Annotated in this window: 25 protein-coding genes; 16 read left to right on the forward strand and 9 right to left on the reverse strand. The window is 58.9% G+C overall.

Features of this window, described 5'->3' with window-relative positions:
- The first annotated feature begins 5 nt into the window (after positions 1-5).
- Positions 6-437 carry a type II toxin-antitoxin system RatA family toxin gene (locus A8C75_RS02345; RefSeq protein WP_067377558.1) on the forward strand — a complete coding sequence of 144 codons (432 nt, stop codon included), beginning with the start codon at positions 6-8 and terminating at the stop codon, positions 435-437.
- 23 nt (positions 438-460) lie between these two features.
- Positions 461-766: an RnfH family protein gene (locus A8C75_RS02350; protein WP_067377562.1), complete on the forward strand. Its 306-nt coding sequence runs from the start codon at positions 461-463 to the stop codon at positions 764-766.
- A 72-nt stretch (positions 767-838) separates the two neighbouring features.
- Here A8C75_RS02350 and A8C75_RS02355 read toward each other — a convergent pair whose 3' ends face one another.
- Positions 839-1,174, reverse strand: coding sequence for an outer membrane protein assembly factor BamE (locus A8C75_RS02355; RefSeq protein WP_084783670.1), 336 nt, complete (start codon positions 1,172-1,174; stop codon positions 839-841).
- Between the two features lie 76 nt (positions 1,175-1,250).
- On the opposite strand from A8C75_RS02355, the gene fur reads away from it, so the two are divergent.
- Complete coding sequence (gene fur / locus A8C75_RS02360; RefSeq protein WP_067377564.1) at positions 1,251-1,676, forward strand: ferric iron uptake transcriptional regulator; 426 nt, start codon at positions 1,251-1,253, stop codon at positions 1,674-1,676.
- Between the two features lie 424 nt (positions 1,677-2,100).
- Here the strand turns inward: fur and recN are convergent, their stop codons facing one another.
- Positions 2,101-3,768, reverse strand: a complete 1,668-nt coding sequence (gene recN, locus A8C75_RS02365) for a DNA repair protein RecN (protein WP_067377567.1) — start codon at positions 3,766-3,768, stop codon at positions 2,101-2,103.
- 186 nt (positions 3,769-3,954) lie between these two features.
- Between recN and grpE the strand changes: the two genes are divergently transcribed.
- The 7 genes from grpE (at position 3,955) to A8C75_RS02400 (ending at position 12,163) form a co-directional block, all read left to right on the forward strand.
- Complete coding sequence (gene grpE / locus A8C75_RS02370) at positions 3,955-4,533, forward strand: nucleotide exchange factor GrpE (protein ID WP_067377570.1); 579 nt, start codon at positions 3,955-3,957, stop codon at positions 4,531-4,533.
- Between the two features lie 120 nt (positions 4,534-4,653).
- The gene (dnaK, locus tag A8C75_RS02375) at positions 4,654-6,576 is read left to right on the forward strand and encodes a molecular chaperone DnaK (protein ID WP_067377574.1); all 1,923 of its coding nucleotides are present in this window, start codon (positions 4,654-4,656) and stop codon (positions 6,574-6,576) included.
- 110 nt (positions 6,577-6,686) lie between these two features.
- Positions 6,687-7,811, forward strand: coding sequence for a molecular chaperone DnaJ (gene dnaJ, locus A8C75_RS02380; protein ID WP_067377576.1), 1,125 nt, complete (start codon positions 6,687-6,689; stop codon positions 7,809-7,811).
- 50 nt (positions 7,812-7,861) lie between these two features.
- Entirely contained in the window at positions 7,862-8,665 is an 804-nt protein-coding gene (cysE, locus tag A8C75_RS02385; protein ID WP_067377579.1) for a serine O-acetyltransferase, read from the forward strand.
- A 45-nt stretch (positions 8,666-8,710) separates the two neighbouring features.
- A complete protein-coding gene (dapB, locus tag A8C75_RS02390; protein ID WP_067377581.1) occupies positions 8,711-9,514 on the forward strand; it encodes a 4-hydroxy-tetrahydrodipicolinate reductase in 804 nt (267 codons plus the stop codon).
- Between the two features lie 137 nt (positions 9,515-9,651).
- Entirely contained in the window at positions 9,652-9,969 is a 318-nt protein-coding gene (locus A8C75_RS02395) for a YqfO family protein (protein ID WP_067377584.1), read from the forward strand.
- A gap of 232 nt (positions 9,970-10,201) precedes the next feature.
- On the forward strand, positions 10,202-12,163 hold the full coding sequence (locus A8C75_RS02400; protein ID WP_067377587.1) for a putative bifunctional diguanylate cyclase/phosphodiesterase: 1,962 nt from the start codon (positions 10,202-10,204) through the stop codon (positions 12,161-12,163).
- Between the two features lie 38 nt (positions 12,164-12,201).
- On the opposite strand, the gene A8C75_RS02405 is transcribed toward A8C75_RS02400, so the two are convergent.
- Together A8C75_RS02405 and A8C75_RS02410 are read right to left on the reverse strand one after the other, a co-directional pair.
- Complete coding sequence (locus A8C75_RS02405) at positions 12,202-12,390, reverse strand: hypothetical protein (protein WP_067377590.1); 189 nt, start codon at positions 12,388-12,390, stop codon at positions 12,202-12,204.
- Between the two features lie 106 nt (positions 12,391-12,496).
- Positions 12,497-13,105: a MarC family protein gene (locus tag A8C75_RS02410; RefSeq protein ID WP_067386915.1), complete on the reverse strand. Its 609-nt coding sequence runs from the start codon at positions 13,103-13,105 to the stop codon at positions 12,497-12,499.
- 213 nt (positions 13,106-13,318) lie between these two features.
- Between A8C75_RS02410 and A8C75_RS02415 the strand changes: the two genes are divergently transcribed.
- Positions 13,319-14,221 (forward strand): DMT family transporter, encoded by a 903-nt coding sequence (locus A8C75_RS02415; RefSeq protein ID WP_067377594.1) that lies wholly within the window; start codon positions 13,319-13,321, stop codon positions 14,219-14,221.
- A gap of 23 nt (positions 14,222-14,244) precedes the next feature.
- Here A8C75_RS02415 and oadA read toward each other — a convergent pair whose 3' ends face one another.
- Positions 14,245-16,038: a sodium-extruding oxaloacetate decarboxylase subunit alpha gene (gene oadA / locus A8C75_RS02420; protein WP_067377597.1), complete on the reverse strand. Its 1,794-nt coding sequence runs from the start codon at positions 16,036-16,038 to the stop codon at positions 14,245-14,247.
- 117 nt (positions 16,039-16,155) lie between these two features.
- Entirely contained in the window at positions 16,156-17,571 is a 1,416-nt protein-coding gene (locus A8C75_RS02425) for an acetyl-CoA carboxylase biotin carboxylase subunit (RefSeq protein ID WP_067377601.1), read from the reverse strand.
- 213 nt (positions 17,572-17,784) lie between these two features.
- On the opposite strand from A8C75_RS02425, the gene A8C75_RS02430 reads away from it, so the two are divergent.
- Positions 17,785-18,747: a LysR family transcriptional regulator gene (locus A8C75_RS02430; protein ID WP_067377604.1), complete on the forward strand. Its 963-nt coding sequence runs from the start codon at positions 17,785-17,787 to the stop codon at positions 18,745-18,747.
- A gap of 30 nt (positions 18,748-18,777) precedes the next feature.
- Here A8C75_RS02430 and A8C75_RS02435 read toward each other — a convergent pair whose 3' ends face one another.
- Complete coding sequence (locus A8C75_RS02435; protein ID WP_067377606.1) at positions 18,778-19,332, reverse strand: NUDIX hydrolase; 555 nt, start codon at positions 19,330-19,332, stop codon at positions 18,778-18,780.
- Between the two features lie 142 nt (positions 19,333-19,474).
- On the opposite strand from A8C75_RS02435, the gene A8C75_RS02440 reads away from it, so the two are divergent.
- The 3 genes from A8C75_RS02440 to A8C75_RS02450 all read left to right on the forward strand — a co-directional run bounded on the left by A8C75_RS02440 (position 19,475) and on the right by A8C75_RS02450 (position 20,706).
- Entirely contained in the window at positions 19,475-20,071 is a 597-nt protein-coding gene (locus A8C75_RS02440; RefSeq protein WP_067377609.1) for a CoA pyrophosphatase, read from the forward strand.
- A 122-nt stretch (positions 20,072-20,193) separates the two neighbouring features.
- A complete protein-coding gene (locus tag A8C75_RS02445) occupies positions 20,194-20,385 on the forward strand; it encodes a DUF1289 domain-containing protein (RefSeq protein ID WP_067377612.1) in 192 nt (63 codons plus the stop codon).
- Between the two features lie 12 nt (positions 20,386-20,397).
- Positions 20,398-20,706, forward strand: coding sequence for an MTH1187 family thiamine-binding protein (locus A8C75_RS02450; RefSeq protein ID WP_067377615.1), 309 nt, complete (start codon positions 20,398-20,400; stop codon positions 20,704-20,706).
- Positions 20,707-20,749: 43 nt separating this feature from the next.
- On the opposite strand, the gene A8C75_RS02455 is transcribed toward A8C75_RS02450, so the two are convergent.
- Positions 20,750-22,036 (reverse strand): HlyC/CorC family transporter, encoded by a 1,287-nt coding sequence (locus A8C75_RS02455; RefSeq protein WP_067377618.1) that lies wholly within the window; start codon positions 22,034-22,036, stop codon positions 20,750-20,752.
- A gap of 89 nt (positions 22,037-22,125) precedes the next feature.
- Positions 22,126-22,920, reverse strand: coding sequence for a cytochrome C assembly family protein (locus A8C75_RS02460; protein ID WP_067377621.1), 795 nt, complete (start codon positions 22,918-22,920; stop codon positions 22,126-22,128).
- 177 nt (positions 22,921-23,097) lie between these two features.
- Between A8C75_RS02460 and ffh the strand changes: the two genes are divergently transcribed.
- Positions 23,098-24,492 (forward strand): signal recognition particle protein, encoded by a 1,395-nt coding sequence (ffh, locus tag A8C75_RS02465; RefSeq protein WP_067377627.1) that lies wholly within the window; start codon positions 23,098-23,100, stop codon positions 24,490-24,492.
- Positions 24,493-24,611 lie beyond the last annotated feature (119 nt).

The following is a 24,611-nucleotide window of genomic DNA, read 5'->3' on the forward strand; positions in this document are numbered from 1 at the left end:
ATCCGATGACCCGTGTCGAACGCAGCGCCCTGGTGCTGCATACAGCCGAAGAAATGTTTGATCTCATCAATGATGTTGATGCCTATCCGCAGTTTCTGCCCTGGTGTGCCTCCACTGAGCTGATCAGGTCATCGGAGGCTGAGTTGGTGGCGACGCTGCATCTGGCCAAGGCCGGGCTGAGGTACAGCTTTACGACACGCAATCGGCTTGAACGTCCGGGGAAAATGATCATTGAGCTGGTGGAAGGGCCCTTTGCATCCCTTAGCGGTGTCTGGACCTTCACGCCGCTAAGTGACGAGGCGTGCAAGGTGCACCTTGACCTGAGCTTTGACTTTGCCGGCAAGCTGACCGGAATGGCGATGTCCAAGGTGTTCAGTCAGGTGGCGACGACCCTGGTGGATGCCTTTGTGACGCGGGCCGACAAGGTATACGGCTAAGTTAATTAAAGGACCTAACACAGATGATTACAGTCGAGGTTGCCTTTGCGCTGCCCAACGAACAGAAAATCATATCGCTGCAAGTGGAAAGTGACTGCACGGCGCATGATGCGGTGATCAAGTCTGGCATTGTGGCGTTGTTTCCGCAGATCGATCCCGATCACGCACCCATGGGGGTTTTCGGCAAGGCGATTCGAAATCCCCGGGAGTATGTGCTGCGTGATGGTGATCGGGTGGAGATTTATCGACCGCTAATCGCAGACCCCAAGGAGGCACGTGCCAAGCGGGCCGCGAAGATGAAAGCCCAAAAGGCCACCGGGCAGGATTAAGCCTGAAGCGAGTCTGTGTAAAGCGGGAAGCGAAAGCTCGGCAGCGACGGATGCGCTGCCGTAATCAGGCGGCTACTGAGGGGGAACGGGGCGGTAGTCGCCACTGATGCGGCTCAGCTGGTCGCCGCTAAAGTACAGGGATACACCTTCCTGGGTCCGGGTTTCTCCACCCTTTTCCATGCTGTAGATGTAGTCCCAGCGGTCAGGGCTGAAGGTATCGGTGATCAGTGGGGTGCCCATAACAAAGCGGACCTGATTTCGGGTCATGCCGGGCTTAAGCTGATTGACCATTTCCTGTGAAACGACGTTGCCCTGCGGGATATCAATCTTGTGGACGCCGGGGAACTCGGCACAGCCGGTGATCAAAACGCTGGCGGTGATGCCGATAAGAAACTTCCGTATCTGCATTAAACTTCCACTATGGTGCATAAACAAAGATAATGAAGTCTAACATCCAAAATCGCGAACAGCATAGAGAAAGATTATGGCGCTTGAAAATCAGGAACTGCGTAAGGCAGGACTGAAAGTCACCCTGCCCAGGGTCAAGATCTACCAGATTCTGGAGCGTGCCGGTGAGGGAGATCACTTTAGCGCTGAAGACATATACAAGTTGTTGATCGAACAGGGAGAAGACGTCGGCCTGGCAACGGTTTACCGGGTGCTGACGCAGTTTGAAACGGCCGGTCTTGTGTCGCGTCATCACTTCGAAGGCGGGCATTCGGTGTTCGAGCTGGCCAGTGATCAGCAGCACGACCATGTGGTCTGCGTACGTTGTGGCAAGGTGCGGGAATTCACTGATCCTGAGCTGGTACGGCGTCAGAATGCGATTGCAGAAGAGCTGGGCTTTCGCCTGACCGACCGCACATTGTATCTGTATGGCCTGTGCAAGGATGGTTGCGAAAAGCGCTAGTCGCTTTTTGCTGCAGACAGCTGTGAAGGTTGCCGCCTGTGGAAGGGTTGTCCGCTGCGGTCATTTCACATCGTTATAAAAGCGGTCGCAAGAGTTTGCTAGACGTACTAGTGTACTGCTTCGCCCTAATGGGTGCTTATAGAGCCCGCCAATGCGTGTCCGGCAAGGCGCCGTTCGCCGGTAATAGTGGGGCTCTTGCCAAGAGCGGCAACACAGCAGGGCGCGAATTGGCGCGCTCCCTGCGGGCGAGCCGCCAGAAGGCCGTCCGCGGTGTTGCATTTCCTCGACATAGCCCACTATGCCTTCGAAAATGCGCCGTGCGGCCCACCTCCTGGCGACTCGCTAAAAGCGCCTCTAAGAGCGAAGCAGTACACTAGTTACAAAAAAAGCCGGTGAAAGCCGGCTTTTTTGCGTCTGCAGCCTCCTAACCGACCCCGAGCATTTCCCGCGCATGGGCGACGGAGCGCTCGGTAATGTCGATACCGCCCAGCATGCGGGCCACTTCCTGCACGCGATCGTTGCTGTCCAGGTTGCGAATGCGGGTGTGGGTATGCACATCACCGGCAATCTTGCTGACGAAGAGGTGCTGGTGTCCCTGGGATGCAACTTGTGGCTGGTGGGTTACGCACAGGATTTGGGCGCGTTCGCCGAGCTGGCGCAGCATGCGACCCACGACTTCGGCTATGGCGCCACCGATGCCGACATCGACTTCGTCGAATATCAGCGTAGGTGTGGCGGAGGTCTGCGCAGTGATGACCTGAATCGCCAGGCTGATACGGGACAGCTCGCCGCCTGATGCGACCTTGCCAAGTGGGCGTGCGGGCTGGCCACGGTTGGCGCTGATGAGGAATTCCACCTCTTCCAGCCCGTGTGTCCCCTGGCGCTCTTGCGGCAAGGGACTGAGGCTGACTTCAAAGCGGGCGTCATTCATGCCCAGCTCGTGCAGTTGTGCATCCACGGCCTTGCCGAGCAGTCGTGCCGCCTTTTGCCGGCCGCGACTCAGGCGTGCAGCTGCCTTGCTGTAAGACTCCCGGGCGGCGGTGACCGCCTGGGCAAGCAGGTCGAGCTCCTCATCGGAGCGGCTCAGGGAGTTGAGCTCCTGCTTCAGTTCGCTGTGAAAGCTCACCAGCGCTTCGGGTTTGATGCGGTGCTTGCGTGCTATGTCATAGATGCTGGAGAGGCGCTCTTCGACGTCCTTCTGGCGCTGCGGGTTGACCTCGACGCGATCCAGATAGTGGCGAATCTCCTGGCTGGCTTCCTCTATCTGTATCTGTGCGCTGCCGAGCATTTCGGCGGCCTGCTGCAGGGCCGGCGACTGAACATCGAGCGAGTGCAGTAGTTGTTCGCAGTGCGCCAGCAGGCTCAGGCAGTTGGCTTGTTCGGCGTCGGCGGTGAGTTCCAGTAGCTGGTGTCCGGTGTGCAGAATGTCATCGGCGTTGGCCAGGGTTTTCTGCTCTTCTTCCAGTGCGCCGAGTTCATTGTCCTGCAGCCCAAGCTGATCCAGCTCGTCGGTTTGGTAGCTGAGCAGCTGGATGCGGGCGGCCTGTTCGGCACTCTGTTCGGTCAGGCTGCTCAGTTCCTGGTCCAGCCGGCGCCAGCGCAGGAAAGTGTCGCGTACCTGGCCGGCCTGTTTGCTCTGGCCGGCATGTTCATCCAGCAGAGTACGGTGGTAGTCGCGCTTGAGAAGGCGCTGGTGTTCATGCTGGCCGTGAATATCCACCAGATGATTCGCCAGGGTACGGATGGCCGTGACCGGGCAGGGCTGACCGTTGATATAGGAGCGTGAGCGCCCTTCACGGGTGATCACCCGGCGCAGGATACAGTCGCCATCCTGGTCGAGATCCTGCTCCTGCAGCCAGGCGGTGGCATCGGGCAGGCCGCTGATATTGAAACTGGCGATGATTTCGGCGCGCTCGGCGCCTGTGCGTACCACGCCTGTTTCGGCGCGATCACCCAGGGCCAGGGCCAGGGCATCGAGCATGATGGACTTGCCGGCCCCGGTTTCACCGCTGACAACGGTCATGCCGGCGGCAAGTTCCAGGTCCAGACTTTCGACAATGGCAAAGTTGCGGATCGTCAGCTGACTGAGCATGATGGTGTTTTACCTGTGTTTTCATACAGTGTTTTTACTGTATAGGTCATTTCCATTGCCGTTGCAATCTTCGATGCATCGCGTAGCAAATTTTTTCTGTGGTAGCGGTTGAATCACCGGCGAATAACCCCATATACAGCAGCAGTAATGTTTTCAAACATCTTTGCATTGAGGTGGGTAACAGGAATGGCAGAGCAAGAGAAAAATCCGGCGGATGAAATCCTGGAATCGCCGGTAGCCGAAGAACAGCAGACAGACGCAGCCGCTGCGACAGCGGATGCCGCAGAGCTGCCTGATGCTCAAACCCTGGCTCAGGAACTCGAGACTGTCACCACTGAAATGGATGAGTTGCGCGATCAGCTGCTGCGCACTCAGGCCGACTTCATGAATGTTCGTCGTCGTGCCGAGCAGGATGTGGAAAAGGCGCACAAGTTTGGTGTCGAGAAGTTTGCCAACGAAATGCTGCCGGTGGTCGACAGCCTGGAGCGTGCGGTTGAGACCTTCGACAAGGAAGACGCTGCTACTCAGGCCATCCGCGAAGGTGTCGAGCTGACGCTGGGCATGCTGGTCTCGGGTCTGAACAAGTTCAAGATCGAGTCTGTCGATCCGCAGGGTACGGCCTTCGACCCGGCTCTGCATCAGGCCATGTCGCTGGTGGATGCGCCTGATACGGCGCCCAACACCGTGGTCGCGGTGGTGCAGAAAGGCTACACCCTCAATGGTCGCCTGTTGCGTCCGGCGATGGTCATGGTTTCGAAAAGTTAAGCAGAGACTTTAGGGGCCGGCGCTTGAAACGGCGATATTCGGCCCTATATAGAACTGCAAGCAAGTTAATCGGATTTCGTGCCTTGCAACACAGGCACCGCAGAACTGGAGCAAAGACACATGGGTAAAATTATTGGTATCGACCTGGGAACCACCAACTCCTGTGTGGCGATCCTGGATGGCGACAAGACTCGCGTGCTGGAAAACGCCGAAGGCGACCGCACCACGCCGTCCATCATTGCCTACAGCGAAGATGGCGAAATCCTGGTAGGGCAGCCGGCCAAGCGTCAGGCTGTAACCAACCCGACCAATACCCTGTTTGCCATCAAGCGCCTGATCGGCCGTCGTTTCAAGGACGATGTCGTACAGAAAGACATCAAGATGGTGCCGTACTCCATTGTCGAAGCCGACAATGGCGACGCCTGGGTTGAGGTTAAAGGCAAGAAGATGGCTGCACCCCAGGTGTCTGCCGAAATCCTGAAAAAAATGAAGAAGACCGCCGAAGACTACCTGGGTGAAGCGGTGACTGAAGCCGTTATCACTGTACCGGCCTACTTCAACGATGCTCAGCGTCAGGCGACCAAGGATGCTGGCCGTATCGCCGGTCTGGACGTCAAACGCATCATCAACGAGCCGACTGCCGCTGCCCTGGCCTACGGTCTGGACAAGGGCAAGGGTGACCGCACCATCGCCGTCTACGACCTGGGTGGTGGTACCTTCGACGTTTCCATCATCGAAATCGCCGATGTTGATGGCGAGCACCAGTTCGAAGTACTGGCTACCAACGGTGATACTTTCCTCGGTGGTGAAGATTTCGACCTTAAGCTGATCAACTACCTGGCAGACGAGTTCAAGAAAGAGTCCGGCATCGACCTGCACCACGATCCGCTGGCGCTGCAGCGCCTGAAGGAAGCCGCCGAGAAGGCCAAGGTTGAGCTGTCCTCTGCCCAGCAGACCGACGTCAACCTGCCGTACATCACCGCAGATGCTACAGGCCCCAAGCACCTTAACGTCAAGGTAACCCGCTCCAAACTGGAATCCCTGGTTGAAGACCTGGTTAAGCGTACCCTTGATCCGTGCCGTATTGCCCTGAAAGATGCTGACCTGAGCGCTTCTGCTATCGATGAAATCATCCTGGTGGGCGGTCAGACCCGCATGCCGATGGTGCAGAAGTCCGTTGCCGAGTTCTTTGGCAAGGAGCCGCGCAAGGATGTGAACCCCGATGAAGCCGTCGCCATTGGTGCTGCGATCCAGGGTGCCGTACTGTCCGGTGATGTTAAAGACGTGCTGCTGCTGGACGTAACGCCGCTGACCCTGGGTATTGAAACCATGGGTGGTGTAGCTACAGGACTGATCGAGAAGAACACCACCATCCCGACCAAGAAGTCGCAGGTGTTCTCTACCGCAGACGACAACCAGAACGCTGTAACCATTCACGTGGTGCAGGGTGAGCGCAAGCAGGCGGCGCAGAACAAGTCGCTGGGCCGTTTCGATCTGGCTGACATCCCGATGGCGCCCCGTGGCGTGCCGCAGATCGAAGTCACCTTCGACCTCGATGCCAACGGTATCCTGAATGTGTCCGCCAAGGACAAGGCAACCGGCAAGCAGCAGTCCATCGTCATCAAGTCTTCTTCCGGTCTGTCGGATGACGAAATCGATCAGATGGTAGCGGACGCCGAGTCCCATGCCGATGAAGACCGCAAGTTCGAAGAATTGGCCCAGGCGCGCAACCAGGGCGACGCCATGGTTCACTCGGCGCGCAAGACGCTGACCGAAGCGGGCGACAAGGCGACTGCGGAAGAGAAAGAGCAGATCGAGAAAGCCATTGCCGAACTGGAAGAAGCCCTCAAGGGCGACAGCAAGGAAGGTATCGATACCAAGGTCGCTACCCTGACCGAAGCTATCTCCGGTGTGGCGCAGAAGATGTATGCCGATGCCGCAGCAGAAGCGCAAGGCGAGCAGACAGGTGAAGAAGCGTCCGGCAAGCCCGGCGAAGATGCTGTCGATGCAGAGTTTGAAGAGGTCAAAGACGACAAGAAGTAAGTCGTTGAGTCGCTTCGCAATACTCTGAAATGTGGCAGCGCGGGCAATAGCCCGCGTTGTCGTGTCCGGCTCCCGGTGGAGCCAACCGCTGCAACATGACAGACCCGCTTATGTCCAAACGAGATTTTTACGAAGTGTTGGGCGTGTCGCGAGACACGGCCGACCGCGATATCAAGAAAGCCTATCGGCGCATGGCGATGAAGTTTCACCCGGACCGTAACCCGGGCGACGCCGAATCTGAGGACAAGTTCAAGGAGGTCAACGAGGCCTACGAAGTACTGTCCGATGCGCAGAAGAAAGCCGCCTACGACCAGTATGGCCATGCCGGTGTTGAGCAGGGTGCCGGAGGCCAGGGTGGTTTTGACGGCGGTTTCTCCGATATTTTCGGCGATGTCTTCGGCGACATTTTCGGTGGCGGTGGTGGTGGCCGTCGTCGCAGCTCCGTGCAGCGTGGTGCCGATCTGCGCTACAACCTGGATCTGAGCCTTGAGGATGCCGTGCGTGGTGTCGAGAAATCGATTCGTGTCCCTACACTGGTCGGCTGTGAGCCTTGTAATGGTTCCGGCGCCAAGCCTGGCACCAGTGCCAAGGTCTGTGGTACCTGTGGCGGTAATGGCCAGGTGCGCATGCAGCAGGGCTTCTTTTCGGTGCAGCAGACCTGCCCGACCTGTCGTGGCGAGGGCAAGGTAATTTCCGAGCCCTGCGGCAGCTGCCGTGGTCAGGGCCGGGTTGAGCAGGTCAAGACGCTGTCGGTGAAAATTCCGCCAGGTGTCGATACCGGCGATCGCATTCGTCTTTCCGGTGAAGGTGAGGCGGGCAGTCACGGCGGGCCGGCCGGGGATCTGTATGTGCAGGTCAACGTGCGCCAGCATCCGATCTTCGAGCGCGACGGGCGCGATCTATACTGCGAGATACCGATCAGCTTCGTGGATGCGGCCCTCGGCGGTGAACTCGAAGTGCCGACCCTGAATGGCCGGGTCAAGCTGCGGGTACCTGCTGAAACCCAAACCGGCAAGCTGTTCCGTCTGCGTGGCAAGGGGGTAACCCCGGTGCGCGGTGGTCCTGTGGGTGATCTGCTGGTGCGTGTGGTGCTGGAAACGCCGGTGAGCCTCACCAGTCGTCAGAAAGAGTTGCTGAAGGATTTCCAGCAGGAAACCGAAGGTGGCAAGAAGCACAGCCCGAAAAAAAATTCGTTCTTCGATTCTGTGAAACAGTTCTTCGAAGATATGACCTGATCAAACCGGGCGCCTGATCGGCGCCCGTGTTTCGCATCCAAGGGGGAGCTATGAACTCTGTAGCCATAGAACCCGCCGCGCTCTGGGCCCGGCTTCAGCAGGAAGCCAGGCTTGAGATAGAGCGTGAGCCCTTTCTGGCAAGTTTCTATCATGCCGCCATTATCAGTCACAAGGATCTGGCCTCGGCGCTGTCATTCCTGCTGGCCTCAAAGCTTGCCGACGAGGTGATGTCGGCGGTTTCGCTGCGCGAGATGATCGAGCAGGCCTACGCCGACGATCCGGGCATTATTCACTGCGCCTGCCTCGACCTGATGGCCGTGAAGACCCGTGACCCTGCGGTCGACAGTCTCTGCACTGTGCTGCTGTACCTCAAGGGCTTTTCTGCACTGCAAACCCACCGCGTGTCCCACAACCTCTGGAAACAGGGGCGTCGCGCCCTGGCGCTCTATTTCCAGAGCCGTGTGAGTTCGGTGATGCAGGTGGATATTCACCCGGCGGCGCGTATTGGCCACGGCGTCATGTTCGACCACGCCACCGGCATCGTTATCGGTGAAACCAGTGTGGTTGAGAACGATGTCTCCATCCTGCAGAACGTGACCCTCGGCGGTACCGGCAAGGACACTGGCGACCGTCACCCCAAGATTCGCGAAGGTGTGCTGATCGCGGCCGGCGCCAAGATCTTCGGCAATATCGAAGTCGGTGCCGGCGCCAAGGTGGGTGGCGGCAGTGTGGTGCTGGAGAATGTACCACCCCATACCACTGTGGTGGGTGTACCGGCCCGGGTGGTGGGTCATCCCGGCTGTGACAAGCCGGCGCTGGACATGAACCAGTCTTTCCCCAAGGACGGTTGCTAGCTGCCACAGCTCGCCCTCCCTTTTTCGACGATGGATTCTGTAAACATGATTCGAGTAGCAGTAACCGGTGCAGCCGGGCGTATGGGCAAGACCAATATCGAGGCGCTGCATCTGGCTGAAGGCGTCGAGCTGAGCGCCGCCATTGTAGAGCCCAGCAGCTCGCTGTTGGGCGCCGATGCAGGTGAGTTGGCCGGTGTTGGGCGCCTGGGGGTCAAACTGGTGGGCGACATCAACGATGTGCTGGATGACTTCGATGTACTGATCGACTTCACCACGCCCTCTACCACCATGGATAACGTCGCTATTTGTGCCCAGCACGGCAAGAAGATCGTTGTCGGTACCACGGGCCTGAACGACGAACAGAAGGGCGAGCTGGAAGTGCGTGCTACCCAGATCGCCATCCTGTTTGCGCCCAACATGAGTGTGGGCGTGAATGTCTGCTTCAAGGTTCTGGATCTCATCGCCAAAACCCTGGGGGATGATTACGATATCGAAGTCATTGAAACACATCACCGTCATAAGGTGGATGCGCCTTCCGGCACAGCACTGCGCCTGGGTGAAGTCGTGGCCAATGCACTGGGGCGGGATCTGAAGGAATGTGCCGTCTATGGCCGTGAAGGTCAGACGGGCGCGCGTTCACGCAAGGAGATCGGCTTCGAGACCATTCGTGCCGGTGATGTGGTGGGTGATCATACGGTTCTGTTCGCCACTGAAGGCGAGCGCATCGAGATTACCCACAAGGCCAGCAGTCGCATGACCTTTGCCAAGGGGGCCGTGCGGGCTTCCCTGTGGCTGGGTCAGCGTGAGCCTGGCCTGTACGATATGCAGGACGTGCTGGGTCTGCGCTAAAATCGGTTTTGAGCATTGAGTAAAAGGGAGCCCAGAGGCTCCCTTTTGTGTTTGTTGGGTCTGGACTCTGGCTGGACTTAGGCGACGTTCTTGCGGGGGCTGGTGAAAGGGGTGGCCGCAAGCAGGGGGAGAGGCGTATGTACAAGCTGTGTTTTTATGTGCCGGAAGAGAATCTTCAGAGCGTCAAGCAGGCGCTGTTTGATGCAGGTGTTGGTCGCATCGGTGACTACGACAGTTGCTGCTGGCAAACCCGCGGCACGGGGCAGTTTCGACCGCTCGCGGGGAGTAATCCGCATATTGGGCACCAGGGCGAGCTGGAGCAGCTCAGTGAATGGAAGGTGGAAATGGTATGCGACGACAGTTTGATTCGTCTTGCCGTAGCCACCCTGAAGCTGGCGCACCCCTACGAGGAAGTGGCATTCGATGCCTGGCGTCTCGAGTCGTTCGATGATTGAAGTCGAGCTGCTCGGTTCTTTTGGCAACTTGTTGATCCTGATCAATTAAACAGCGAATAGCGTTCGACAGCCTTGCTGATAGCCTGCTACAAGGGAGTTTAGTGTTGTCGCCGTTCGCTTTTGGGTGTCTGCGCTGCGTGGCTGCTTGTGTGAGTGGCTGCGGTGCGTACCAGGACTTTTCAGCGACGGTTATATCCCCGCGTTATCCCATCCATTAATTGCTGGCCCAAAGATGCCCTTTCGTACCGACGCTACCGTGCTGCCCCGTTATTTTGTTGTGGGCCTGACCGGTACTGTTCTGCTCCTGTTGCTGGTGGTTTTGGGTTACCTGGTTGGCAGCAATCATCTGGATCGCCGCGACGCCCTCGATCTGGCGGGAGCGGTGACTTTGCTGGTGTTGCTCTGCCATGCCCGCTGGATCAAGGCACTGTTTGCGCGCTACCAGCAGGATATCAAGAGGCGTGAGCAGGAGCTGGCCCGTAATGCCCAGGCGCTGCAGGTTGCGGCACGGGTATTCGAGGCCTCGCGAGAGGGCATTATCGTCTCTGATGCCAACAACAGGATTCAGGCAGTCAACGGCGCTTACTGCGAGATCACCGGCTACAGTGCCCGGGATGCCATAGGGCGCAACCCGTCTTTTATGTCGTCTGGGCGGCACGACCAGGGCTTTTATCGCCAGCTGTGGCAGGATCTTGAACAGCAGGGCTGCTGGCAGGGGGAGGTGTGGAACCGGCGCAAGAGTGGTGAGGTGTATCCCGAGTGGTTATCCATCAATGTGCACCGCAATGCCGATAATCAGATTGAAAACTATATCGCCACCTTCCGTGATATTTCCGAGCGCAAGCGTGTGCAGGAGCGGCTGAGTTATCTGGCCAGCTACGATACGCTGACCGAGCTGCCCAATCAGCACCTGTTTGAGGAGCAGGTCAGTCAGGCTATCGCGCAGTTGGAGCGCTTTCCCGAGCGGGTGCTTGCGGTGCTGCTGATCGATCTGGATCGCTTTCGCAATATCAATGATTCACTGGGGCACGCGATCGGCGATCGGGTATTGCAAAGCGTTGCCGGCCGCCTGGTCGGGTTGATGCCGTCGGATGGCATGCTGTGTCGCCAGGGCGGGGATGAGTTCGCGGTGTTGCTGCCGGACGAGGCCTCGATGCTGCGGGTCGCGGCGCTGGTTCAGGCGTTGCTGGTGCAGATAGCGCAGCCGGTAACACAGCAGGGGCAGGAGTTGGTGGTGACGCCCAGTATCGGTGTGGCGGTCTATCCGCAGGATGGCAGTGACTATTCGACCCTGCTGCGCAACGCCGATGCCGCACTGAGTTTCGCCAAGGTGCAGGGGCGTAATCAATATCAGTTTTTCATGCCGGCGCTGAACAGTCGTGTGTCCAAGCGGCTGCAGCTTGAAAATGCCCTGCGTCAGGGGCTGGTTCGCAATGAATTCCGCCTGGCGTATCAGCCGCAGTACTATCTGGGCCGCGGTACGCTGTCGGGGTCAGAGGCCTTGTTGCGCTGGCATTCTGCCGCGCTTGGGCCCATGGGGCCGGCAGACTTTATTCCGCTGGCCGAGGAGACCGGTCTGATCGGGCCAATCGGTGACTGGGTGCTGCGCCATGCCTGCGAACAGGGTGCGCAATGGCTCGTTCAGGGCATCGCTATGCCGGTGGCGGTGAATGTGTCTGCCTGCCAGTTTCGACCGGAGCTGCCGGCCAAGGTGGCGGCTGCCTTGCAGGAAACAGGTTTTGAGGCGCGTCTGCTGGTGATTGAGGTGACTGAGACCGCGCTGATGCAGGATCTTGAACAGGCGGCGCAGCTGTTGCTGCAACTCAAGGCGTTGGGGGTCAGCGTGGCGCTGGACGACTTTGGTACTGGTCATTCGAGTCTGGCATACCTGAAGCGTTTCCCGATCGACAAGCTGAAGATTGACCGCTCTTTTGTCAGTGGCCTGCCGGAGGATGCGGACGACAGTGTCATCATCAAGGCCATGCTGGATGTGGCCCGGCATCTGGGCTTGAGTGTGGTGGCCGAGGGAATCGAGACGGTGCAGCAGCAGGACTACCTGGCATCCCTGGGCTGCGAGGCGGGGCAGGGATATCTGTATGCCAAACCGCTGACCGCGCGGCAGATGACGGCGCGTCTGGCGGCTGCAGCCATGTATGAACGCGCGCCGCTCAAGCTGGAATCCGTACCGGTGTAACGAAAGTGAGCGTTTTCTGCCATTAGTGCCACACAAACCTATTCGCTCTGGCGCTCGCCCTGCTGCAGCCGTTCGCGCACCAAGTCTTCGCTTTGCTGCACCTTCTCCCTGATGTGCTCCTTGCGCATCAGGGTCTGTTCGGTTTTCAGGGCTACGGCGGCATCGCAGCTTTTCATGCTCACTACGCCGACCGCAATGATTGCCAGTACCATCATGAGCCGCAGCATCGTCGTCTGTCCTGTTATTGTCTCAGCGTCCACAGCCCGCCCGCGCAGGTCGCTCCCTGTGTTGAATACTAGACGGAGATGGGGTTGAGGGCGACCGGCCGTGCGCTCAGAAAGCGTTGGCCTGGATAAAACCGTGAATGCCGGTGAGTACGATCTGGGATGCCATAGCCGCCAGGATCAGGCCGGTGACCTTGCTGAGAATATTCAGCCCGGTACGGCCCAAAAGGCGCTCCATGGCGGTGGCCATGTGCAGAAAACCCAGCAGGCAGCCCAGCGCCAGCATCATGCCGGCGATGCCAAAGATCATGTCCAGCCCCTGCAGTTCGGCGCCGTATACCAGAATCGCACCTATGGTGGCGGGTCCTACGATGGTGGGCATTGCCAGCGGCACCACGGCAATATCGTCGCGCTGCTCGTGGGGGAGCTCGGCGTTGACGCGCACGCCGTCGCGCACCAGGCTCACGCCGGATAAAAACAGCAGTACGCCGGCCCCCACGCGGAACGAATCCAGTGTGATGCCCAGGGCATCAAACATGGGGCTGCCGAAGAAAAACAGCATCAGGCAGATAAAAAAGGCCGCGAGAACCGCGCGGTTGGCAATGGAGCGGCGCTCGGTGCGACTGTCGTTGCGGGTCAGCGACAGGAACATCGAGACCACAAAGAAGGGTGCGAACAGGAACAGAAACTTGATCCAGGTGGTAACCAGCAGGCTCATTGCGACAGGGCTCATAAGTGGGGACGGCGCGCATCTTATCACGCCATAGGGGTATACCTGTATCTAATGCAGATGCAGCGCATCAGTATTACTGATGCAGCTGCAGAATAATTAACTTTCATTCATCGCGAGGCACGTTATCCTGCCCGATTTCCTTGCCGTCTCTTTTGATCGTTGCCTGTTTTCGCGACGCCGTTATTGGATATTGCTGTTATGTCGTCCCGTATCACGCCCATTCTCTGTCTGACACTGGCCATGCTGCTGTGGGCCAGTGCCTTTATCGCCCTCAAGCTGGCGTTCCGCCACTACGATCCCATGGTGGTGCTGGCGGGGCGCATGCTGGTGGCATCATGCTGCTTCGTGTGGGTGTGGCGACGCTTCGGACCTGTGCATTACTGTGCCGGCGACTGGAAGTTTATCGGCCTGCTGATGCTGGCGGAACCCTGTCTGTATTTCCTGTTCGAGGCCAGCGCGCTGCAGTACACCAGTGCGGCTCAGGCCGGCATGATCACCGCGTTGCTGCCGCTGCTGGTTGCTCTGGGTGCCTGGTTCTTTCTGCGTGAGCGCCTGCGGTTGCAGGCCTGGTTGGGCTTTGCCCTGGCGGTCGCCGGCGCGCTCTGGCTCAGTTTTGCAGCCCTGGTATCGGATGTGGCGCCTAATCCGTTGCTGGGTAACTTCCTCGAGTTTTGCGCCATGTTATGCGCCATGGTCTATACCCTGTGCCTCAAGCGCTTGTCGTCACGCTATTCACCCTGGTTACTGACGGCGTTGCAGTCGTTTTGCGGCACGCTGTTCTTCGTGCCGGCGCTGGCGATGCCGGGAGTTGAAATGCCGACCGTTTGGGTACCCGAGGCGGTGCTGGCGATCCTGTATCTGGGACTGGTGGTGAATATTTTTGCCTACGGGCTCTTCAATCTCGGCGTGTCCTGGATTCCGGCCAGCCAGGCGTCGGCGTACATCAACCTGATTCCGGTATTTACCGTTGTCCTGGCCTATGTGCTGTTGCACGAAACCCTGAATGTTCAGCAGCTGGCGGCTGCGGCGCTGATTATTGGCGGAGTAATGCTGAGTCAATGGCCCGAGTCGCGGTCGGCGACCCGGGCGGTGGCGGGCTAAAAGAAGGGTGGCAGTGCTGCGGTCTACTCGATTTCGATCAGAACCTCGCCCGGTGTCACGCGGTCGCCCTTGGCGACATGCACGGCCTTGATAGTGCCGGCAATCGGCGCCTGAACCTCGGTCTCCATCTTCATGGCTTCGGTTACCAGTATGGCCTGGCCCGCGCTGACGCTGTCCCCCACGGCGACCAGTACATCGACGATGTTGCCCGGCATGGAGGTGGTAACATGACCGGGGCTCGTCGCTTTGGCACGCGCGCTGGCAGCGCCTGCCACATACAGATTCAGAGGTTCAAACACCACTTCCTCGGGCATGCCATCCAGCGTCATGAAAATATGCCGCTTGCCTGAATCCAGGGTGCCGACACCGGTTACGGCAATCTCGTAGGTTTCGCCGTGCAGGTCGATCTTGAATTCAGTGGGCACGCCCTCATCGACTGTGCGGGTCTTGCTGTCGATGCTCTGCAGTACTTCAGGTTGCAGCGTGCCGTCGCGGCGCTCGCTGAGGAACTGGCGGCCTATGTCCTGGAACATGGCAAAGGTAAGTACATCTTCCGGGCTCTGGGCCAGATCACCAATGTCTTTTTTCAGACGCGCCATTTCGGGCGGAAGCTGGTCCGCCGGGCGGCCTTCAATGATTTCGCCATTGCCGATGGCCTGCTTCTGCAGCTCCTTGTTGACCTCCGCCGGCGGCTGACCGTAACCGCCCGCCAGGTAGCGCTTCACCTCGTTGGTGATGGTGTTGTAGCGCTTGCCCGACAGTACGTTGAGTACCGCCTGGGTGCCAACTATCTGGGATGTCGGCGTTACCAGTGGCGGGAATCCCAGGTCTTCGCGCACGCGGGGAATCTCGGCGAAAACCTCGCGAATGCGTCCCAGGGCATTCTGTTCCTTGAGCTGGTTGGCGAGGTTCGACATCATGCCGCCCGGCACCTGGTTGATCTGTACGCCGACATCCTCGCGGGTAAACTCGCTCTCGAACTGATGGTACTTCTTGCGCACTTCGCGGAAGTAATCGCCGATTTCCTGTAGCAGCTCAAGGTCCAGCCCGGTATCCCAGGGAGAGTCGCGCAGTGCTGCGACCTGAGATTCGGTGGCCGGGTGGCTGGTGCCCGAGGCGAAGGCTGAGATAGCGGTGTCTATATGCTCGGCGCCCGCTTCAATGGCCTTGAGCTGGCACTGTGCGGCCAGGCCTGCGGTGTTGTGGGAATGAATAAAGATCGGCAGTTTGACCGCCTTGCGCAGCGCCTTCACCAGCTCGTAGGTGGCGTAGGGCGTCAGCAGCCCGGCCATGTCCTTGAGGGCGATGGAGTCCGCACCCATTTTTTGCAGCGCTTTGGCCTGTTTGACGAACAGCTTGGTGGTATGAACCGGGCTGGTGGTATAACAGATGGTGCCCTGGGCGTGCTTGCCGGCCTTCTTCACCGCCTTGATGGCGGTTTCCAGGTTGCGCAGATCATTCAGGGCATCGAAGATGCGAAAGACGTCGATGCCATTGGCGGCGGCGCGCTCGACAAAGGCTTCGACCACGTCATCGGCGTAATGGCGGTAGCCCAGCAGGTTCTGGCCGCGCAGCAGCATCTGCAGGCGGGTATTGGGCAGCGCGGCCTTGAGCTGGCGCAGGCGCTCCCAGGGGTCTTCCTTGAGAAAACGCACGCAGGCGTCAAAGGTGGCGCCGCCCCAGACTTCCAGTGACCAGTAACCTACCTGATCCAGCTTGTCGCAGATGGGCAGCATGTCTTCGGTGCGCATGCGGGTTGCGATCAGGGATTGGTGGGCGTCGCGCAGAATAACGTCGGTTACATTAACTTTGCTCATTTTCGTTCCTCTGGGCACTGCCCGGCGGTTTGTTCAATTACCGCCCGCAGTACCAATTCTGAATTCAGGGCTCGCGTGTGACTTGTGCTGCTGTTTTTACTGCAGCGCATCCGGGCTTCAGAGTCCGGCATGGGCGGCGATAGCGGCGGCGATGGCCAGGGCGATTTCGCTGGGGTGGCGCTTTTCCGAATAGTTCAGCAGTTCCGGATGGTTGGGAACAAAGCTGGTGGTGAACACGCCGCTGCGAAAATCCGGGCACTTGAGAATTTCCTGATAATAGGGCGCGGTGGTGCGCACCCCCTGCAGACGCATGTCGGCCAGGGCGCGGGCGCCACGGTCCAGAGCGTCTTCCCAGTTCAGTGCCCAGACCACCAGTTTCAGGCACATGGAGTCGAAGTAGGGCGGAATGGTGTAGCCGGTGTAGATGGCGGTATCGGTGCGCACGCCAGGGCCGCCGGGAGCGTAGTAGCGGGTGATCTTGCCAAAGCTGGGCAGGAAGTTGTTTTTCGGATCTTCAGCATTGATGCGAAACTGCAGCGCATAACCGCGGTGCTGAATGTCCTGCTGGCGGTATTGCAGCGGTAATCCGGCGGCGATACGAATCTGCTCGCGCACTATGTCGACGCCGGTGATCTGTTCGGTAATGGTGTGCTCGACCTGCACGCGCGTATTCATTTCCATGAAATACACTTCGTTGTTCGACAGCAGGAATTCGACGGTGCCGGCGTTTTCGTAGTTCACGGCGCGGGCGGCGCGCACCGCCAGCTCGCCTACGTAGGCGCGCTGCTCCGGTGTCAGCTGTGGGCTGGGGGCGATCTCGATCAGCTTCTGATTGCGCCGCTGGATGGAGCAGTCGCGCTCGAACAGGTGAATGGCTTCACCCTGGCTGTCGGCGAGGATCTGCACCTCAATGTGCTTGGGATCCAGGATACACTTTTCGAGGAAGACATCGGCCGAACCAAAGGCCTTGGTGGCTTCGGAAATGACGCGCGGGTACTGGGCGCGCAGCTCCGTTGGGTTGTCGCAACGGCGGATGCCACGGCCACCGCCGCCGGAGGTTGCCTTGAGCATAACCGGGTAGCCGACGTGCTCGGCCACGCTGAGTGCCTGCTTGAGGTCGGCCAGGTTGCCGTCTGAACCTGGGGTGACGGGAATGCCGGCGCTGATCATGCTGCTGCGCGCAGCGGTCTTGTCGCCCATGCGGGAGATCACGTCGGCATTGGGGCCGACAAAGGCAACGCCGCGCTCGGCGCAGATGCGGGCGAAATCGGCGTTTTCGGACAGGAAACCGTAACCCGGGTGAATGGCGTCACAGCCGGTTTCCACCGCGAGACTGACAATGCGGCGCGGATCCAGGTAGCCCGCCAGCGGGTCCGTACCGGCGAAGTGAGCCTCATCGGCACGCTTGACGTGCAGGGCGTAGCGGTCGGGTTCGGTAAAGATTGCAACCGAGCGGATGCCCATTTCTGCGCAGGCCCTGACAATTCGGACGGCAATCTCGCCACGGTTGGCGATCAACAGCTTTTTGAACATTGAGTTCCTCCGTCAGCGGGAGCGCACATGCGAAGATGGAAGTGGTGCGCCAGCGACCGTTTTAAGGTAGTACAGCTGCAATGTTAATTAAAAATTGATATTTTTTTGTTTTTGTATAATTTTTGGCTTATACATTGTGTCAAAATCCCCCGGCAAGGGGATTGTTCGGTGAGAATCCGGTAGTTTTCCGGTGTTAACTGTTGAGAGATTCGTATGGCTTACTCGCTGCCACAGCTGCTGAACCGGCTTTCATTTCGCCAGCTTCAGGTTTTTTCTACGGTCTATCGTCTGAAAGGCTATAGCCGTGCAGCCGCTGAGCTGGGGCTGACGCAGCCGGCCATCAGTGCCCAGATACGCCAGCTTGAACAGGCTCTGGGGCAACCATTGTTCGATTACGTCGGCAAAAAACTTTATACCACCGCCGCCGGTGATCAGCTGGCGAGCAGCGTACGGCAGATATTTGGCGAGCTGGAGGAGCTGCAGATGCAGTTGTCCGAGCTTGAGGGAACTGTCTCCGGCACCCTCAGTCTGGCGGCGGTCAGTACCACCCAGTATGTGGTGCCCCATCTGCTGTCGGGATTTCTGAAACAGTACCCCAAGGTTGAGGTCAAGATGAAGGTGGTTAACCGTGCCCAGGCCATCGAGCGCTTGGCGGAAAACCACGATGATCTGGTGATCATGGGCATGGTGCCTGAGGATCGCTCCCTCACCTTTATGCCTTTTCTGGATAACGAGCTGATCGCGCTGGTACCGGCGGGGCATCCGCTGGGCAAGAAAAAGTCGGTGCCGCTGGCGACCTTTCTGGCGCAGCCGCTGCTGCTGCGCGAACAGGGTTCCGGCACGCGCCGGGCGCTGGAGTCTTTCTGTTCCGAGCACCGCCTGCCGCTGAATGGCTATATGGAACTGGGCTCCAATGCCGCCATCAAGCACGGTGTGCTGGCGGGGCTGGGGGTGGCGGTGATGCCGCGCCTCAGTGTGCAGCTGGAACTGGATAACGGCCTGCTGCAGCAGGCCCATGTGACCGGCTTTCCGCTGCGTCGATCCTGGTGCACCGTCTATCCGCGCAGCAAACACCTGACGCCGGTGGCGGAGGCCTTTGTGGCCTATGTGCGTGACAATCTGGCCCAGATCAAAACCCAGTTTGAAAACCTCTACGGCCCACGCGGCCCCGAATAGTATCGGACCACGGGGCCTGGTGACTGAGGCTTAGCAGGCCATGTACCTGCCCCTGGGCGTGTCCAGCTCCAGGTGGCGCAGCGGGAAGCGGTTGTTGCGACGGTCTTCGAAGTAGAATCGCAGGGCGTTGTGAATCGTCTGGAACGCCAGGTCCTCCCAGGGAATCTCATCTTCGGTAAACAGCTCGACCTCCAGAGATTCCTCTCCCGGGCCAAATTCCGGTGTTTTCAGTTCGGCCAGATACAGCATCTGTACCTGGTTGGCATGGATGATGGATGTCACTGTGTAGAGGTCGCCAATCCTGACCTTGGCGCGGGCTTCTTCAAGGGTTTCGCGGGCGGCGGCCTGTTCGGTGGTTTCGCCGTTTTCCATAAAGCCGGCCGGCAGTGTCCAGTAACCAATGCGCGGTGCTATGGCCCGTTTGCACAGCAGTACACGATCACCCAGCACCGGCAGGCAGCCGGCGATGATGCGCGGATTCTGGTAGTGGATGGTGCCGCAGCGGTCGCATACATGGCGCGGGCGGTTGTCCCCCGGCGGAATACTCTGGCTGACGCTGTGCCCGCAATCGCTGCAATAATTCAAGGCATGTCCTCTTCTGATTGCCCCCATTCTAATGGCAGGCCTTTGTCGGCGACAAGGCTGCTGGTCGTTGTGGTGCTTTGGCATTCATTTTTGGCCCTGCACCGCGTTATCATGGCGTTACTATTCGCTGAAGAATGACCTCATGCTTGAGTTGCTGCGCCGCCGCCTGGCCGACTACCGGCCACGTCGCCTCTTATCCGAACGTCCCAATGCCAGTGTGTTGATTGCCCTGACGGATGAGGTTGAGCCACACGTCATCCTCACCCGGCGTGCCTCCCATCTGTCGACCCACCGAGGGGAGGTCGCCTTCCCTGGCGGCAAGCAGGACGATACCGATCCGGACCTGCTCTATACGGCATTGCGCGAAGCGCAGGAGGAAATCGGTCTGGAGCCCGGGCTGGTGGAGGTGCTGGGGCCTTTGGGTCAGGTCATGTCCAAGCATCAGTTACAGGTGACGCCCTGGGTCGGGATAGTGCCGCAGGATGTGATGCTTACGCCCAGCCCTGCGGAGCTTGAGAGTCTTTTCAGGGTGCCTCTGAGTTTCTTTATGGAAGACCGGCGCCAGCGTACCGATATTGTGCGTTTTCGTGGCATGACACACTATGTGCCAGCCTACGAGTACAACGGTTACGTTATCTGGGGCCTGACCGCCTACATGCTGGTGGAGTTGCTGAACGTTGGTTTTGATGCCGGTATCCCGATGAAGCCTCGCCCGGAGCATGAGCCGGGTGGCTATTAACCTGGTGTTCGCATTGGGCCACCATTTCTGGGGGGAAGGTCCAGAGATGAAACATCCCTGTTTCATGCAGTAACCCTGCGGGTTACTAGCCGTATTTTGGTTGTGCAGATTAGTGGAGTCTTATGGAAACGATTGAGAAAGAGCGCCCGATACGCAGCCCCTGCGTCGGTGCCTGCTGTCCCGGTGAGCGCAATCTGTGCACCGGGTGCCTGCGCAATGCGATGGAGATCGCGGAGTGGGGCGTACTGGATAACGATGAAAAGCGTGCGGTGCTGGCTTTGATCCGGCGGCGTGAAAAGGGCGAAGTCTGTTAGGAAACCTAAAGCATGAACGTAATGATCGATCTGTGTGTTGTCCCGCTGGGCGTCGGGGTGTCGGTATCACCCCATGTGGCGGCTTGCCAGCGGGTGTTTCAGGATGCGGGTCTGAGTCATCAGATGCATGCCTATGGCACTAATGTGGAAGGGGAGTGGGAGGCGGTATTTGCCGCTGTACGGCGCTGTCATGAAGTGCTGCACGAAATGGGTGCGCCCCGCGTATCGACCTCAATGCGTGTGGGAACCCGTACCGATCGGGATCAGACCATGGCCGACAAGATCAGCAGCGTAGAGCAGAAGCTGGCGCCGGCGCAGTAGTTCAGACCCTCTGGCTGGCGTCGCTGTCAGGTGCCGGCGGCGGTCAGGACTCGTCTTCGTCGCTGTGCGGGTCCGAGTGATAGCGGGTGACCCGCGCTGTCTTGATCAGATTGTCACTGATCTGCAGCGTTTCAAAGCGGTAGCTGTTCAGCTCCAGGCAGACATTGGCATCCGGAATGGATTCCAGATTTTCGGTGATCAGGCCGTTGAGGGTTTTGGGGCCGTCGGTGGGCAGGTCCCAGCCCAGACTCTTGTTGATCTCGCGAATGTAGGCCGTGCCTTCGATAAAGAAACTGCCGTCTTCCTGGAGGTGGATTTCCTGATTGCTGGCCTTGTTCTGGGCTGACAGTTCGCCGACGATTTCTTCCAGAATGTCCTCCAGCGTAACGATACCGAGAATATCACCGTATTCGTCCACCACCAGGCCAATGCGGCGGCTTTCATTCTGGAAGTTGAGCAGCTGGGTATGCAGTGGTGTGCTTTCGGGCACGAAATAGGCTTCACGCACCACCTGCAAAATGGAGGTCTTGGTAACCTGACCCTGCTGAATCAGTTGGGCAAGGTTGCGCATGTGCAGCGTGCCGACGGCCTTGTTGATATCGCCGTGGTAAACCGGCAGGCGTGTATGGCTGGTGTGGGACAGCTGGTACAGCAGCTGCTCCAGGTCGTGATCCAGGTCGATGCCTTCAACTTCGTTGCGCGGAATCATGATGTCGCTGACGGTGACATCGTTCAGCTCCAGCACGCCGAGCAGCATCGACTGATTGGTCTGTGGCAGCAGAGCGCCGGCCTCGTGCACCAGGGTGCGCAGTTCTTCGGTACTGAGCAGGTGGTTGTTGCCCTCGCCAACCTTGACGCCGAACAGGCGCAGCAGACTGTTGGTGATGCTGTTGACGACCCACACCAGCGGGTAGGTGATCTTCAGCAGTGGCAGCAGCACATAGGACGCCGGAAAGGCGATGCGTTCGGGGAACATGGCCGCAACTGTCTTGGGGGACACTTCGGCGAAAATCAGGATGATCAGCGTCAGTCCAGCGGTGGCGATGGCGATGCCGGCGTCGCCCCACAGGCGTACAGCGATCACGGTCGCGATGGCGGAGGCGAGGATGTTGACGAAGTTGTTGCCGATCAGGATGACGCCAATCAGTCGATCGGGCCTTTCCAGCAGGCGGCTGGCCTTGCGGGCGCCGCGGTGCTTGTTTTTCACCAGATGCCGCAGTCTGTAGCGGTTGAGCGACATCATGCCGGTTTCAGAGCTGGAGAAAAATGCCGAACAAAAGATGAGGAAGATGAGAATCCCGACGAGGGTACTTATCGATGCGTCTTCCAAGACGGGTGAACCTTAGACTAGCCAATAGGGCGTCCATTGTCTGGCCCGCCGAGGGGGCTGTCAAGGGAGCTGCGCGGGATGAGTCTGGACTAGCCCGGCAGAAAGAATTCCAAGACCAGTTTTGAGCCGAAGAATGCCAGCATCAGGGCGATGAAACCGCCGATGGTCCAGCGGATGGCACGCAGGCTGCGCCAGCCCAGCAGGCTGTGGCCGGCCAGCAGAATGGCGTAGACAAACCAGGCCAGAATCGACAGCGTGGTTTTGTGAATCAGGTGCTGGGCAAAGAAATCCTCGACGAAGAAGAAACCGCTGACCAGTGAGGCCGACAGCAGAATGATGCCGGTCCAGAGCATTTCAAACAGCAGGCGCTCCATGGTCTGCAGCGGCGGCAGGCTGGCCACCAGGCCGCGGGTATGGTGCTGCTTGAGCGCGGTATTCTGGCGCCACAGCAGCAGCGCCTGCAGTGTTGCCAGCGTAAAGATACTGTAGGCCAGTATGGACAGCAGGATGTGCGCGATCAGGCCGGGGCCATAATTGCGCTGCAGGCTGGTGTCCGGGTCCAGGGTGGCGGTGAGCAGGGAAATTATGGCAAGGGGGAAGACGCCGATAAACAGGTTGTCGATATGCTGGCGCGAGCTGCTCAGCAAAACGAGCGCCGCCAGCAGCCAGCTGATCTGGCTGCCGACACTGAAAAAGCCGAGGTTGAGTCCGGGGCCCTGATGTACCACCAGATACACCGCCAGTGCGTGTACGGTGATGCCGCACAGCCCCAGCCCGCGGATCAGGTTGCGTGCGGGTCGCTTCTGACCCTGCAATACTTGCCACTGCAACAGGGTTGCAGCCAGGTAGAACAGCACGGCAACAAGTATCGACGTCGGCAGCATCCGGGACCTCCATGGAAAGGCGCTAAGTGTGTCACAAAAAAGGAGGGCGTGAAATATGAGGTGCCGCCCTCCTGAGCCCTGCTGTATAATGCGCATCCTTTGCAAGTTCAAGGCGTCTCCCTCGCCGCTTCAGGGGCCCGATTCGGCCCGGCCGGTGGAGAAAAACAGAGGCAGGATATGTTTGAGAATCTGACAGATCGGCTCACGAAAACGCTCAAGACCGTTACCGGTCAGGCGAAACTCACCGAAGACAACATCAAGGGCACGCTGCGTGAAGTGCGTATGGCGTTGCTGGAGGCAGATGTCGCGCTACCGGTGGTCAAGGAATTCGTTAACAGCGTCAAGGACAGGGCTGTCGGTCAGGAAGTCAGCAAGAGCCTGACGCCGGGCCAGGTGTTCGTCAAGATCGTCCAGGAAGAACTGGTCAAGATCATGGGCGAGGCCAACGAAAAACTTAATCTGGCGGCCCAGCCGCCGGCGATCGTGCTGATGGCGGGCCTGCAGGGCGCGGGCAAGACCACCTCCGTCGCCAAGCTTGCGCGCACGCTGCGCGAGCGCGACAAGAAAAAGGTCCTGGTCGTGTCGGCAGACGTATACCGTCCCGCGGCGATCAAGCAGCTGGAAATGCTGGCCAGCGAAGTGGCGGTGGATTTCTTCCCGTCCAGCGCCGATCAGGACCCGGTGCAGATCGCGCTGGCCGCGATTGCCCACGCCAAAATCCAGCATCACGATGTGGTACTGGTGGATACGGCGGGCCGACTGCATGTCGATGGCGACATGATGGACGAGATCAAGCGTCTGCACAGCGCCATTAACCCGGTGGAAACCCTGTTCGTGGTCGACGCCATGACGGGCCAGGACGCCGCGACCACGGCCAAGGCCTTCAGTGATGTGCTGCCGCTGACCGGTGTGATTCTGACCAAGGCGGACGGCGATGCCCGTGGCGGTGCCGCACTGTCGGTGCGCTATATCACCGGCAAACCGATCAAGTTTATCGGTGTGGGCGAAAAGGTCGACGCACTCGAGGCTTTCCATCCTGATCGTGTTGCGTCGCGCATCCTTGGCATGGGGGACGTGCTGTCCCTGATCGAGGAAGCCGAGCGCAAGATCGACAAGGACAAGGCCGAGAAATTTGCCCAGAAGATCAAGAAGGGCAAGGGTTTTGATCTGGAGGACTTCCGTCAGCAGATTCAGCAGATGAAGAACATGGGCGGCATGGCCGGCATGCTCGACAAACTGCCGGGTATGGGGCAAATGGGCCAGATGGGTCAGGCTGCTGATGCCGCCAAGGCGGAGAAGGGCATGCATCAGATGGAATCGATCATCAATTCCATGACCCCCGGCGAGCGCAGCAATCCCGATGTTATCTCCGGTTCACGCAAGCGTCGTATCGCGCTGGGCTCGGGGACGCAGATTCAGGATGTTAACCGCCTGCTCAAGCAGCACAAGCAGATGGCCAAGATGATGAAGAAATTTTCCACCAAGGGTGGCATGGCCAAAATGATGCGCGGTATGAAGGGCATGTTGCCGCCGGGCATGGGTGGCGGTGGCGGCGGCTTCCCCCGCATGTAATGCATCCTTGCTGTTGCTTAATATTTATCCACAAAATGCTTTTGTCGGGGCCTTGTTTGACGTAAAATCTCGGCCCTGATTTTGTAGGCCCGGTAGCTGCATGGGGTTAGTCCCGGTGT

It is taken from the genome of Marinobacterium aestuarii (genome assembly GCF_001651805.1).
In the GTDB taxonomy this organism is placed as follows: Bacteria; Pseudomonadota; Gammaproteobacteria; order Pseudomonadales; family Balneatricaceae; genus Marinobacterium_A; species Marinobacterium_A aestuarii.